6 protein-coding genes, 1 tRNA gene and 1 rRNA gene are annotated in these 14,201 nt (G+C 71.3%); 6 read left to right on the top strand and 2 right to left on the bottom strand.

Features of this window, described 5'->3' with window-relative positions; translation table 11 throughout:
- Both rrf and ACQKM2_RS35965 read left to right on the top strand, forming a co-directional pair.
- Positions 1-93: ribosomal RNA gene (gene rrf, locus ACQKM2_RS35960) — 5S ribosomal RNA — on the top strand; the annotation flags it as partial.
- Positions 94-98: 5 nt separating this feature from the next.
- Positions 99-174 (top strand) — tRNA-Thr (locus ACQKM2_RS35965).
- A 42-nt stretch (positions 175-216) separates the two neighbouring features.
- On the opposite strand, the gene ACQKM2_RS35970 is transcribed toward ACQKM2_RS35965, so the two are convergent.
- Complete coding sequence (locus tag ACQKM2_RS35970; RefSeq protein WP_427717242.1) at positions 217-705, bottom strand: hypothetical protein; 489 nt, start codon at positions 703-705, stop codon at positions 217-219.
- Positions 706-771: 66 nt separating this feature from the next.
- The gene (locus ACQKM2_RS35975) at positions 772-3,354 is read right to left on the bottom strand and encodes a SpoIIE family protein phosphatase (protein ID WP_427717243.1); all 2,583 of its coding nucleotides are present in this window, start codon (positions 3,352-3,354) and stop codon (positions 772-774) included.
- Positions 3,355-3,521: 167 nt separating this feature from the next.
- On the opposite strand from ACQKM2_RS35975, the gene ACQKM2_RS35980 reads away from it, so the two are divergent.
- From ACQKM2_RS35980 to ACQKM2_RS35995, 4 genes are all read left to right on the top strand, one after another.
- A complete protein-coding gene (locus ACQKM2_RS35980; RefSeq protein WP_427717245.1) occupies positions 3,522-9,029 on the top strand; it encodes a HAMP domain-containing protein in 5,508 nt (1,835 codons plus the stop codon).
- Positions 9,030-9,264: 235 nt separating this feature from the next.
- Complete coding sequence (locus tag ACQKM2_RS35985) at positions 9,265-9,945, top strand: response regulator (RefSeq protein WP_125818620.1); 681 nt, start codon at positions 9,265-9,267, stop codon at positions 9,943-9,945.
- Positions 9,946-10,114: 169 nt separating this feature from the next.
- Complete coding sequence (locus ACQKM2_RS35990; protein ID WP_427717247.1) at positions 10,115-12,898, top strand: DNA translocase FtsK; 2,784 nt, start codon at positions 10,115-10,117, stop codon at positions 12,896-12,898.
- Between the two features lie 316 nt (positions 12,899-13,214).
- Complete coding sequence (locus ACQKM2_RS35995) at positions 13,215-14,150, top strand: RodZ domain-containing protein (RefSeq protein ID WP_427717249.1); 936 nt, start codon at positions 13,215-13,217, stop codon at positions 14,148-14,150.
- Positions 14,151-14,201: the final 51 nt, after the last annotated feature.

Below are 14,201 nucleotides of genomic sequence, written 5' to 3' on the forward strand. Positions count from 1 at the left end.
ACGCCCGGTTACATTCCGAACCCGGAAGCTAAGCCTTTCAGCGCCGATGGTACTGCAGGGGGGACCCTGTGGGAGAGTAGGACGCCGCCGAACAACCCGCCCTTTTAGCTCAGTCGGTAGAGCGTCTCCATGGTAAGGAGAAGGTCAACGGTTCGATTCCGTTAAAGGGCTCCAAGTGAAAAGGCCCCCGCCATTTGGCGGGGGCCTTTTTTGTTTTTACCGGACCCGTGTCGCCGCCGCCTCGATGAAGGCGGTGACCGCTTCCTCGAACCGGGCCTCGATCGCCATGACCGCCTGGCGGTCAGCGGCATGGGAGATGGCCCCGAGGTGGGCCGATATCGCGGTCATCAGCGGATGCAGGCCGGCGTCGTCAGTGACGAGGCGCAGCCGGAAGGCGGCGGCCTCGGCAGCTGCTCCGAGGCGGTCGCTGTCCAGTTGGGCGGCCTGGAGCTCCTCGCGCGTGTCCTGGTCCCGCAGGGCCCGCTGGCGGCGGAACCACAGAGTGATCAGCCCGCGTTTGAGTTCGGTGACGGCGGCGGCGTACGTGCTGAAGGCTGCCAGCTGCTCCTGCCGGAGCCGTTCCGCTCGGTTCACCGCCTCGGCTCGTTCGGCAGTGCGCCGCTGGAACAGGTACGTGCTCCAAGAGCCGATCAGCGTGCCGCCGACGGCGACCGCGCTGGTGAGAACAGCAAGAAGGATATTCACGCGCCGGAGTCGACCACACGGTCCGCCGGAACGACAGGGGGCGGCCCCCCGGGGACGGCTCAGGGCTCAGTCGCCCGTGCGCTGTTCCGGGACGCGGAAGGCCAGGATGGCCATGTCGTCCGAGGCCGGTTCGGCCGCGAAGCGTTCCACCGCGCGCAGGACGCGGGAGGCGACCGCGCCAGCGGTGAGGCCGGTGCAGGTGGTGAGGACCTCCGCGAGGCCGTCGTCGCCGAGCATCCGGGTGCCCTCGCGGCGCTCGGTGACGCCGTCCGTGACGCACAGCAGGACGTCACCCGGGTCGAGGGTCATGGTCTGTTCGTAGAGGTCGAGGTCGTCGATCACACCCAGCAGCGGCTGCGGCTCCGCGGCCGGCGTGACCTCGCCGTCCGGGCGCAGCCGCAGCGGGAGGGGGTGGCCGGCGCAGACGACCTTCATCAGGGCGCCGCCGTCGGGCTGCGGGTGCAGTTCCCCGTAGAGGAGGGTGAGGAAGCGGCTGCGGGCGCCCTCGTCGAGGATCGCCGCGTTCAGGCGTTCCAGGACCGCCGGCCCGCCGAGGCCCTCGCGGGCCAGGAGGCGCAGGGCGTGGCGGGCCAGGCCGGTGACGGCGGCCGCCTCGGGGCCCGTACCGCAGACGTCGCCGATGGCGAAGCCGTACGCGCCGTCGCGGATCGGGAAGACGTCGTAGAAGTCGCCGCCGACCTCGTTGCCCTCGCCGGCGGCGCGGTAGATGACCTCGACCTCCATGCCGGGGATCGCGGGGGAGCCGGGCGGCAGGAGGCTGCGCTGGAGGGAGCGGCTGATGGCGGTGCGCTCGGAGTAGAGGCGTGCGTTGTCCAGGGCCAGGGCCGCGCGGCGGGAGAGGTCGTCGGCGAGTTCGAGGATCTCCTGGCGGAAGTGCTCCTCGCTGGGCTTGCCGAGGGTCAGCATGCCGATCACCCGGTTGCGGGCGAGGAGGGGCAGGACGACCGTCTCGCCGCCGACCGCGACGGCCGTCGCGGGCCAGGGGCGGGCGCCGGCCTCGCGGACCGGCTCGGGCGGGTCCACGCGGGACAGCAGGGCCTTCAGGCCGTCGATGCGCTCCTCGTCCTCGTGCAGGACGTAGGCGAGGTAGGGGTCCGAGGCCTGGTCGGCGATGGTGTAGACGGCGCACCAGGTGGCGAGCGTGGGGACGGTCATCTGGGCCATGAGGGCCAGGGTCTGGTCCCGGTCGAGGGTGCCGGCGAGCAGGTCGGAGGCCTCGACGAGGAAGGAAAGGGAGCCGCGGCGCAGCCGTTCCAGCTCGCCGAGGCGGGCGGACTCGACGGCGAGGGCGATGCGGTCGGCGGCGAACTGGAGGCGCAGGGCCTCCTCGTTCGTGTAGCGGCCCGGGCCTTCGGCGGCGACGCCGAGGGAGCCGGTGAGGCGGCCCTCGACCTTGAGGGGGACGGTGACGACGGAGCGCATGCCGGTGGACTCCAGGAGCGGTACGGCTCCGGGGACGACGGCGAGGTCGTCGTGGACGGCGGGCAGGCGGGCCGATCCGTAGCGGCTGGTGCCGGCCTCGACGGGGACGCGGGCGAAGCGCTGGCGGGTCGAGGGCAGGCCGGTGGTCGCCCGGACCTCCAGCTCGGTCTCGTCGTCGGTGGCCAGCAGCAGGAAGGCGGCGTCGGCGTCGAGCATGTCGCGGGCCCGTTCGACGGTGCGTTGCAGCAGTCCGTCGAGGTCGTCGGGGGCGGGTGAGCCGATGAAGACCTCGAAGGGGTCGGCGGGCCGCGGCTCGCTGTGCTGGCCGTCGGAGGAGGGGCCGCGTACGGGGGTCTGGAGCAGGGCCCGCTCGTCGTCGTGGACGAGGAGGCAGACGATGGAGGGCTCGCCGTGGGCGTCGCGGACCCGCAGGTGGGAGGCGTAGACGGGGATGACGCGGCCGTCGGCGCCGCGGACGCCGTAGCTGCCCTCCCAGCGGGACAGGCGCAGGGCCTCGGCGACGCCGGTGCCGGTGCCCGGGGTCTGGGGCCAGGCGGCGATCTCGGCGAGGGGGCGGCCGACGGCCTTCTCGGCGGGGTAGCCGAAGATGTGCTCGGCGTCGTCGTTCCACGCGGAGATGGCGTCGCCGGCGTCGATCTGGAGGACGGCGACGCGGACCCGGCTCTCGGCCAGGGGCAGGAACTGGTCCGGTACGACGGGGCCGGCGGAGCGGGTACCGACCGGCCGGTCCGGGAGGTCGAGGCGGAACCACACGTGCTTGTGGGTGGCGGTGTACTCGACGCCCCAGCGGGTGGCGAGGGCGGCGCAGAGCATGAGCCCGCGGCCGCTCTCGCGGTCGGGGTCGGCGTACGGGCGCTCGCCGGGGTGGCGCAGGGGCAGCTCGCGCTCGGGGTAGCGGTCGGCGATCTCGACGCGTACGCCGTCCTCGGCGCGCAGGCACAGGACCTCGGCCCTGGTTCCGGCGTGGACCACGGCGTTGGTGACGAGCTCGCTGGTCAGTACGACCGCGTCGTCGACGATGTCCGCGAAGCCCCAGCCCTGCAGCGTGTCGCGCACGAACGCGCGGGCGGCGGCGACCGACCGCCCTTGAGGGTCGAAACTGGCAGCCGCCCGTGCCGTGATCACAAGTCTCCTTCGACGCGGTTGGACATCGGATGCCAGGTTACTTACCTTCGCGGTCGCCATGAGGCCGTCGTACCGGATTCCACCCGCAGGGTGCGGCCGGTGTGCGATGGTGCCGAAGTGTTATCGCCGGGTTCGGCCAGGGTGAAACACTGGGCAGGCTTGGAGAGCCGGCTCTTGGACAGCCGGTGTCCGGTGGAACAGAGGTCGACCCTTTCGGGAGGGACACGGTGGAGTCTGGCGCAGCGGTGCGGCGTACGGGAACGCGGCCCAAGGGAGGGCGGTCCCGGCGGAACGGGACCACGGAAGTCGACACCGCCGCTCTGAACCGCCTGCTCACGGCCCTGGTGTCGATGCGGGACGGGAACTTCCGCAAGCGGCTGACGGTGTCCGGCGAAGGCGTGATGGCGGAGATCGCCGCCGTCTACAACGAGGTCGCCGACCGCAATCTGCACCTGACCGGTGAGCTGTCCCGGGTCCGGCGGATGGTGGGGCGTGAGGGCAAGCTGAGCGAGCGGCTGGAGACGGGGGCCTGCGAGGGGTCCTGGGCGGCCGCGATCGACGCGTCGAACCAGCTGGTGGACGATCTCGCGCGGCCGGTGTCCGAGGTGGGCCGGGTGCTGTCGGCGGTGGCCGAGGGCGACCTGGACCAGCGGATGGACCTGCGGACGCCGGCTCCGGACGGGGTGGGGCATCCGCTGCGCGGGGAGTTCCTGAAGGTCGGCCGTACGGTCAACAACCTGGTCGACCAGCTGTCGGCGTTCACCGACGAGGTGACGCGGGTGGCGCTGGAGGTCGGTACCGAGGGCAAGCTGGGCGGTCAGGCCCAGGTGCGCGGAATGTCTGGTTCTTGGAAGGACCTGACCGACTCCGTCAACACGATGGCGTACCGGCTCACCGCTCAGGTGCGTGACATCGCCCTCGTCACGACGGCGGTCGCCAAGGGCGATCTGTCGCGCAAGGTCACGGTGCACGTGGCCGGCGAGATGCTCCAGCTGAAGAACACCGTGAACACGATGGTGGACCAGCTGTCCTCGTTCTCCTCCGAGGTGACGCGCGTCGCCCGCGAGGTGGGTACGGAGGGCGAGCTGGGCGGCCAGGCGAAGGTGCCCGGCGTCGCCGGCGTGTGGAAGGACCTGACCGACTCCGTCAACACGATGGCGGGGAACCTGACGGCGCAGGTGCGCGGGATCGCGCAGGTCACGACGGCCGTCGCGAACGGTGACCTGTCGCAGAAGGTGCGGGTCAGCGCGCGGGGCGAGGTCGCGCAGCTGGCCGAAACGATCAATCAGATGACGGAGACGCTGCGGACCTTCGCGGACGAGGTCACGCGCGTGGCCAGCGAGGTCGGTGCGAAGGGCCTCCTCGGCGGTCAGGCGCAGGTGCCGGGTGCGGCGGGTACGTGGAAGGACCTCACCGACTCGGTGAACACGGTCTTCCGCAACCTGACCACGCAGGTGCGGGACATCGCCCAGGTGACGACCGCCGTGGCCAACGGTGACCTGTCGCAGAAGGTCACGGTCGACGTGGCCGGCGAGATGCTGGAGCTGAAGAACACCGTCAACACGATGGTGGACCAGCTCCAGTCCTTCGGTTCCGAGGTGACGCGGGTGGCCCGTGAGGTCGGCGTCGAGGGCGAGCTGGGCGGTCAGGCGCAGGTGCCGGGTGCGGCGGGTACGTGGAAGGACCTCACCGACTCGGTGAACACCGCCTTCCGCAACCTCACCGGGCAGGTCCGCAACATCGCCCAGGTGACCACGGCGGTCGCGAACGGCGACCTGTCGCAGAAGGTCACGGTGGACGTCTCCGGTGAGATGCTCCAGCTGAAGAACACCGTGAACACGATGGTCGACCAGCTGTCCTCGTTCGCCGACCAGGTCACGCGGATGGCGCGGGACGTGGGCACGGAGGGCCGGCTCGGCGGCCAGGCCCGGGTGGAGGGGGTCTCCGGCACCTGGAAGGAGCTCACTGACTCCGTCAACTTCATGGCGGGGAACCTGACTTCGCAGGTGCGTCAGATCGCCCAGGTGACGACGGCGGTGGCGCGGGGCGACCTGTCGCAGAAGATCGACGTGGACGCCCGGGGCGAGATCCTGGAGCTGAAGAACACCATCAACACGATGGTCGACCAGCTCTCGGCCTTCGCGGAGCAGGTGACCCGGGTGGCCCGGGACGTGGGTACCGAGGGCCGCCTCGGGGGCCAGGCGCAGGTCCCCGGTGTGGCCGGTGTGTGGCGGGACCTGACGGATTCGGTGAACGGCATGGCCGGGAACCTGACTTCGCAGGTGCGCAACATCGCGCAGGTCGCGACGGCGGTGGCGCGGGGCGACCTGTCGCAGAAGATCGACGTGGACGCCCGGGGCGAGATCCTGGAGCTGAAGAACACCCTCAACACGATGGTCGACCAGCTGTCGAACTTCGCGGAGCAGGTGACCCGGGTGGCCCGTGAGGTGGGTACCGAGGGCATCCTCGGCGGGCAGGCGGAGGTCAAGGGCGTCTCCGGCACGTGGAAGGACCTCACCCAGTCCGTCAACTTCATGGCGAACAACCTGACCTCGCAGGTGCGCAACATCGCCGAGGTGACCACGGCCGTGGCCATGGGCGACCTCTCGAAGAAGATCACGGTGGACGCCAAGGGCGAGATCCTCGAACTGGTCACCACCGTGAACACGATGGTCGACCAGCTGTCGTCCTTCGCGGAGCAGGTGACGCGGGTGGCGCGCGAGGTGGGTACCGAGGGAATCCTGGGCGGTCAGGCCCGGGTCCGCGGGGTCACCGGCATCTGGAAGGACCTCAGCGACAACGTCAACACGATGGCCGGGAACCTGACGGCGCAGGTCCGCGGGATCGCCCAGGTCTCGGCGGCCGTCGCCAACGGCGACCTGACGAAGAAGGTCACCGTCGAGGCGCGCGGCGAGGTCGCGCAGCTCGCCGACACCGTCAACACGATGGTGAAGACCCTGTCCTCGTTCGCGGACGAGGTCACGCGCGTGGCCCGTGAGGTGGGTACGGAGGGCCGGCTCGGCGGGCAGGCGCACGTCCCGGGCGTCTCGGGGACGTGGAAGGACCTCACCGACTCGGTGAACTTCATGGCGTCCAACCTGACCGGGCAGGTGCGGCAGATCGCCATGGTCACGACCGCCATCGCCAAGGGCGACCTGACCAAGAAGATCGACATCGATGCCCGCGGGGAGATCCTGGAGCTGAAGACGACCATCAACACGATGGTCGACCAGCTGTCGTCCTTCGCCGACCAGGTGACGCGGGTGGCGCGCGAGGTGGGTACCGAGGGCATCCTCGGCGGCCAGGCCCGGGTGCGGGACGTGGACGGCACCTGGCGGGACCTGACCGAGTCCGTGAACGAGATGGCCGGCAACCTCACCCGGCAGGTCCGTGCCATCGCGGCCGTGGCCACGGCGGTGACCCGCGGCGACCTGAGCCTGAAGGTCGACGTGGACGCGGCGGGCGAGATCCAGGTGCTCCAGGACAACATCAACACGATGATCGTGAACCTGCGCGACACCACCCTGGCCAACAAGGAGCAGGACTGGCTCAAGGGCAACCTCGCCCGGATCTCGGCCCTGATGCAGGGCCGCCGGGACCTGGACGACGTGGCCGTGCTGATCATGAGCGAGCTGACCCCGGTGGTCTCGGCGCAGCACGGGGCCTTCTTCCTCGCCGTGCCGGCCGGCGGGACTTCCGAGATCGGGACGGACGGCGGCGCGGAGGGTTCGTACGAGCTGCGGATGCGCGGGAGTTACGCGTACGCGGGCGGCCAGATGCCCATCTCCTTCCGGCCCGGCGAGGGGCTGATCGGGACGGTCGCCGAGGAGAAGCGGACGATCCTGGTGGAGAACACCCCGCCCGGGTACCTGAAGATCTCCTCGGGGCTGGGCGAGGCGCCGCCGGCGCACGTGATCGTGCTGCCGGTGCTGTTCGAGGGGAAGGTGCTCGGCGTCATCGAGCTGGCGTCGTTCACGGGGTTCACGCAGATCCAGAAGGACTTCCTGAGCCAGATCGCCGAGATGATCGGTACGAGCGTCAACACCATCTCCGTGAACTCCAAGACGGAGATGCTGCTCAAGCAGTCGCAGGAGATGACCGAGCAGCTGCGCGAGCGTTCCGACGAGCTGGAGAACCGGCAGAAGGCGCTCCAGGCGGCCAACGCCGAGCTGGAGGAGAAGGCCGAGCTGCTGGCCCAGCAGAACCGGGACATCGAGGTGAAGAACACCGAGATCGAGGAGGCCCGGCAGGTCCTGGAGGAGCGCGCCGAGCAGCTCGCGGTCTCGATGCGGTACAAGAGCGAGTTCCTCGCGAACATGTCGCACGAGCTGCGGACCCCGCTGAACTCGCTGCTGATCCTGGCGAAGCTGCTCGCGGACAACGCGGACGAGAACCTGTCGCCGAAGCAGGTGGAGTTCGCGGAGACGATCCACGGCGCGGGTTCGGACCTGCTGCAGCTGATCAACGACATCCTGGACCTGTCGAAGGTCGAGGCGGGCAAGATGGACGTCTCGCCGACGCGGATCGCGCTGGTGCAGCTGGTGGACTACGTGGAGGCGACCTTCCGGCCGCTGACGGCGGAGAAGGGGCTGGACTTCTCGGTGCGGGTCTCGCCGGAGCTGCCGGCGACCCTGCACACGGACGAGCAGCGGCTGCTGCAGGTGCTGCGCAACCTGCTGTCGAACGCGGTGAAGTTCACCGACAACGGGGCCGTGGAGCTGGTGATCCGGCCCGCCGGGGCCGACGTGCCGACGGCGATCCGGGAGCAGCTGCTGGAGGCGGGGTCGCTGCGGGACGCGGACGCCGACCTGATCGCCTTCTCCGTGACGGACACCGGGATCGGGATCGCGGCGAGCAAGATGCTGGTGATCTTCGAGGCGTTCAAGCAGGCCGACGGCACCACCAGCCGCAAGTACGGGGGCACGGGCCTGGGGCTGTCGATCAGCCGGGAGATCGCCCGGCTGCTGGGCGGGGAGATCCACGCGGCGAGCGAGCCCGGCCGGGGGTCGACGTTCACGCTGTACCTGCCGCTGCACCCGAGCGAGCTGCCGCCGCAGGGGTACGCGCCGCCGACGCCCGGCGGGGCGCGCGGGGAGTACCGCAGGGCGGCCGAGGAGGAGCCGGTGGCGGTGCAGCCGCTCCCGGTGCAGCCGCCCGTGCCGCTGGGGGCGGTGCCGCCGCGGCAGGCGCTGCCGGCGGCGGAGGCGCCCGGGCAGGGCTCCTCGGCGCTGTTCCGGCGCCGGCGCAAGCAGTCGGCGGCCGGTCCGCTGCCGCGCACGGAGGTGCCGGGGCAGCCGGAGGGCGGTGACGCGTGGGGGGTGGAGGAGCCGCTGCCGGCGCCGCCGCGGACGTACGACTTCCACGGTGAGCGGGTGCTGATCGTGGACGACGACGTGCGGAACGTGTTCGCGCTGACGAGCGTGCTGGAGCAGCACGGGCTGGCGGTGCTGTACGCGGAGAACGGCCGGGAGGGCATCGAGGTCCTGGAGCAGAACGACGACGTGTCGGTCGTGCTGATGGACATCATGATGCCGGAGATGGACGGGTACGCGACGACCTCGGCGATCCGGCGGATGCCTCAGTTCGCGGGGCTGCCGATCATCGCGCTGACGGCGAAGGCGATGAAGGGCGACCGGGAGAAGGCCATCGATTCGGGGGCCTCGGACTACGTCACCAAGCCGGTCGAGCCGGATTACCTGCTGACGGTCATGGAACAGCACATGCGCGGAAACTGATCGGAGGGCGGGCCGCGGGCGGGGACCGGGAGGGGAACCTTCGGGTCTCCCCCCGCGTTTCCGCTTCGGGCACAGTGACATCTTGGTGACAGGGTGTGGCGATCTCGGGACTGGGGCTACGATGACCGGCACAAGGACGGACGGCTCAAGGATGCCGTCCTCTGGGGCGGGGCCCGGCGCGCATGCCGGAGCCAGGAGCCGGGGAGGCCCCATGCCGGGGCGAGGAGGACAGGGCATGGTGCAGAAGGCCAAGATCCTCCTGGTCGACGACCGGCCGGAGAATCTGCTGGCGCTGGAGGCCATCCTCTCCGCGCTCGATCAGACACTGGTCCGGGCGTCGTCGGGGGAGGAAGCGCTCAAAGCGCTGCTCACGGACGATTTCGCGGTCATCCTGCTGGATGTCCAGATGCCGGGCATGGACGGATTCGAAACGGCCGCGCACATCAAGCGGCGCGAGCGGACCCGGGACATCCCGATCATCTTCCTCACCGCGATCAACCACGGTCCGCACCACACCTTCCGCGGTTACGCGGCGGGCGCGGTGGACTACATCTCGAAGCCGTTCGACCCGTGGGTGCTGCGCGCCAAGGTCTCGGTGTTCGTCGAGCTGTACACCAAGAACTGCCAGCTGCGGGAGCAGGCGGCCCTGCTGCGCCTCCAGCTGGAGGGCGGCGGCACCAACGGCGACGGCGGCCGGGAGACGGCCGGGCTGCTGGCCGAGCTGTCCGCGCGGCTGGCCGCGGTCGAGGAACAGGCCGAGGCGCTGACGAAGCAGCTCGGCGAGGACTCGGCGGACGCCGGGGTGGTCGCCACGGCCGCGCACCTGGAGCGGAAGCTGACCGGGCTGCGGCGGGCGCTCGACGCGCTGGAGCCGGGCGCCAGCGGGGGAGCGGCCGTCCTGCCGGCGCAGGGCTGAGACAGCCGGGCCGCCCCGCCGCGCGACGGCGGAGCGGCCCGCCCGGCAAGGCGGCTGGGTGCCCGTCAGTTCTGTCACGGCGTCAAGGCGCTTACGGGCGGGGCGACACGAACGGGTGAAGGGGTGGGCACGCGTGTCCACCGGCGTGCGCACAGGTAACCTCGGCCCCATGGCCTCAAGTACGTCCGGCAAGGGTTCCCAGAGCACGGCGGGCACCGCGAAGGGCCGCACCGGCCGTACGACGGCGCCGACGAAGAAGACGGCCCCGCGTAAGCCCCCCGCGAAGAAGGCCGCCGCGGCCAAGCGCCCCCCGGCGAAGAAGGCCGCCGCGAAGCCGGCGCCGTCGCAGAGCGGGGGAGTGGTGCGGCTGGTCCGCTGGTGCTGGCTCGGTCTCGCGCACGCCGTCGGCGGGCTGTTCCGCGGGATCGGCAGGGGCGCGAAGAACCTGGACCCGGCCCACCGCAAGGACGGTGTGGCGCTGCTGCTGCTCGGCCTCGCGCTGATCGTCGCCGCCGGCACCTGGTCGAACCTGAGCGGGCCCGTCGGGGACCTGGTCACGATGCTGGTCACCGGGGCCTTCGGGCGCCTGGACCTGCTCGTGCCGATCCTGCTGGGCGTCATGGCGGCACGTTTCATCCGCCACCCCGAGCAGACCGACGCCAACGGGCGCATCGGCATCGGCCTGTCCGCCCTGGTCATCGGCGTCCTCGGGCTGGTGCACATCGCCTGCGGGGCACCCGGCCGGGACGAGGGCACCACCGCCATGCAGAACGCGGGCGGGCTGATCGGCTGGGCCGCCTCCAAGCCGCTGATCTTCACCATGGGGGCGCCGCTGGCCGTGCCCATGCTGGTGCTGCTGACGGTCTTCGGGCTGCTGGTGGTCACCGCCACCCCGGTCGCGGCGATCCCGCAGCGGCTGCGCCGCGCCGGGATCCGGCTCGGGGTGATCCAGCCCAACGAGTACGACGAGGGGTACGGGGAGCCGCACGAGGGCGCCGGGCGGCCGGGCCGGCAGGACCGTCATGACGCCGAGCAGTGGCAGGCCCGCGCCGGCGGCACGGTGGACGAGGCCGAGGAAGAGGCCCTGGCGCGGCGGCGCAGGCCCCGGCGGAGCGCCGCGCGGCCGGGCGGGCGCGAACCGGACGCCGTCGACGTCGCCGCCGCGGCGGCGGCCGCGCTGGACGGGGTGGTCTACGGGGGGCTGCCGCCGAACCCGCTGGTCGCCGATCTCACCCAGGGCATCTCCGCCCGGGAGGAGGGGGCGGAGATCACCGCTCCGGTGCCGCCCGCGCGCGAGGAGCGGCCCGTCCCCGCCCAGGCGCCCGCCCCGGCCCCGGCTCCGGCCGAGGGGCCGGGCGACGCCCCGCACGAGCGGACCGCCGCGGTCTCCGGGACGCTTTCGGTGCCGGACCTGACGAAGACCCCGCCGGCGGCCCAGCCGCTGCCGCCGCGGGCCGAACAGCTCCAGCTGCGCGGGGACATCACGTACGCACTGCCCTCGCTGGAGCTGCTGGAGAAGGGCGGGCCGGGCAAGACCCGCAGCGCCGCCAACGACACGGTGGTGGCGGCGCTGACGAACGTGTTCACCGAGTTCAAGGTGGACGCGCAGGTCACCGGCTTCACCCGGGGTCCGACGGTCACCCGGTACGAGGTGACGCTCGGCGCCGCCGTGAAGGTCGAGCGGATCACGGCGCTGGCGAAGAACATCGCGTACGCCGTGGCCTCGCCCGACGTGCGGATCATCAGCCCGATCCCGGGCAAGTCCGCCGTCGGCATCGAGATCCCGAACACCGACCGCGAGATGGTCAACCTGGGCGACGTGCTGCGCCTCGCGGACGCCGCCGAGGACGACCACCCGATGCTGGTCGCGCTGGGCAAGGACGTCGAGGGCGGCTACGTCATGGCCAACCTCGCGAAGATGCCGCACGTGCTCGTCGCGGGCGCCACCGGCTCCGGCAAGTCCTCCTGCATCAACTGCCTGATCACCTCGATCATGGTGCGGGCCACCCCGGAGGACGTCCGGATGGTGCTGGTCGACCCCAAGCGGGTCGAGCTGACCGCCTACGAGGGCATCCCGCACCTGATCACGCCGATCATCACCAACCCCAAGCGGGCCGCCGAGGCCCTCCAGTGGGTCGTGCGCGAGATGGACCTGCGCTACGACGACCTGGCCGCCTTCGGCTACCGGCACATCGACGACTTCAACCGGGCGATCCGGGACGGCAAGATCAAGCTGCCGCCGGGCAGCGAGCGCGAGCTCAGCCCCTACCCGTACCTGCTGGTGATCGTCGACGAGCTGGCGGACCTGATGATGGTGGCCCCGCGTGACGTCGAGGACTCGATCGTCCGCATCACCCAGCTGGCCCGCGCGGCCGGCATCCACCTGGTGCTGGCCACCCAGCGGCCCTCGGTGGATGTGGTGACCGGTCTGATCAAGGCGAACGTGCCCTCGCGGCTGGCGTTCGCGACCTCCTCCCTGGCCGACAGCCGGGTCATCCTGGACCAGCCGGGCGCGGAGAAGCTGATCGGCAAGGGTGACGGACTGTTCCTGCCGATGGGCGCGAACAAGCCGGTCCGCCTCCAGGGCGCCTTCGTCACCGAGGAGGAGATCGGCGGGATCGTCCAGCACTGCAAGGACCAGATGACCCCGGTCTTCCGGGACGACGTCACGGTCGGGCAGAAGCAGAAGAAGGAGATCGACGAGGAGATCGGCGACGACCTGGACCTGCTGTGCCAGGCGGCGGAGCTGGTGGTCTCCACCCAGTTCGGCTCCACCTCGATGCTCCAGCGCAAGCTGCGGGTCGGCTTCGCCAAGGCGGGCCGGCTCATGGACCTGATGGAGTCCCGCGGGGTCGTCGGGCCGAGCGAGGGGTCCAAGGCGCGCGACGTGCTGGTCAAGCCCGACGAACTCGACGGGGTGCTCGCCGTGATCCGCGGCGAGGAGGCCCCGTAGGGGGTGTCCGCGAGGGCTCCGGGAACCCCCGGCGACACCCGGGTCCCGGAGGAAGCGGAATCCCCGGGAGCCCCGGGCGGCCCACTAGAACGGGGGTCCGGCAGCCTCACCCGACCGATGGGGATCGTGGCCGGATCGTCACCTGATCCGGCGGCAACCGTTTCCCTTGGGCGTGCGTCAAGTTGAGGGGGGCACCGGGGCCGTTCCCGGCGCCATTCGGATGGCGTAGGAAGCGGACCCTCCGGTTGCCCCACCCTTTCGTCACCCCCCTAGACTGGACATCCAGCAGGTGGCTACACGCTCGAAAGGCGCCCTTGTGTCCATCGGCAACTCCAACTCCCCCGAAGAAGAGCGGCCTTCGACCGACGCCCGGTCCGAGGACCGGTCCGAGGACCGGTCCGACGCCCGGTCCGAGGACCGCATCGTCGAGCGCTCCGTCGAAGAGCCGTCCATCGGGACGGTCCTGAAGAAGGCCCGGATCGCCGCCGGGCTCACCGTCGACGAGGTCAGTTCCACCACCCGGGTGCGCATCCCGATCGTGCACGGGATCGAAGAGGACGACTTCACGCGGTGCGGCGGCGACGTCTACGCCCGTGGCCACATCCGCACCCTCGCCCGCGCCGTCCACCTCGACCCGGTACCCCTGGTCGAGCGCTACGACGCGGCCCACGGCGGCCGGCCCGCGCCCACCCCCGCCGCGCCGATGTTCGAGGCCGAGCGGCTCCGCCCCGAGCGGCAGCGGCCCAACTGGACCGCCGCCATGGTCGCCGCCATCGTCGCGGTGATCGGTTTCGTCGGCTTCACCGCCTTCGGCGGCGGCGACGAGCAGTCCAAGCGGCCGGTGGCGGAAGGCTCCGTCTCGCCGAAGCCCGCGCCCAAGCAGACCGCGGGCAAGCAGCCCGCCGCCCCGACCCCGCAGGCGCCCAAGGCTCCCAAGCCCGAGCCCTCGGACAGCGCCATCGCCGCGGCCCCCAAGGACCTCGTCACCGTGGTCCTGACGGCGGACGCCGGCGAGAGCTGGATCTCGGCGAAGGACCACAGCGGCCGGCTCCTGTTCGACGGCACCCTCGAACAGGGCGAGTCGAAGACCTTCACGGACAAGGAGTCCGTGGACCTGGTCCTCGGTGACGCCGGGGCCGTCAAGCTGTTCGTGAACGGCAAGGAGATCAAGGAGCGGTTCGAGTCGGGACAGGTCGAACGTCTCACCTACACCAGGGACGACCCGCGCCAGGGCCAGGCCCAGGCGGGCTGACCAGCACGGAATAAGAAATTCCAGATCCCCGGGATCCCGCGCGGCGGCCGC

The organism is Streptomyces sp. NPDC004126 (genome assembly GCF_050275515.1).
In the GTDB taxonomy this organism is placed as follows: Bacteria; Actinomycetota; Actinomycetes; order Streptomycetales; family Streptomycetaceae; genus Streptomyces.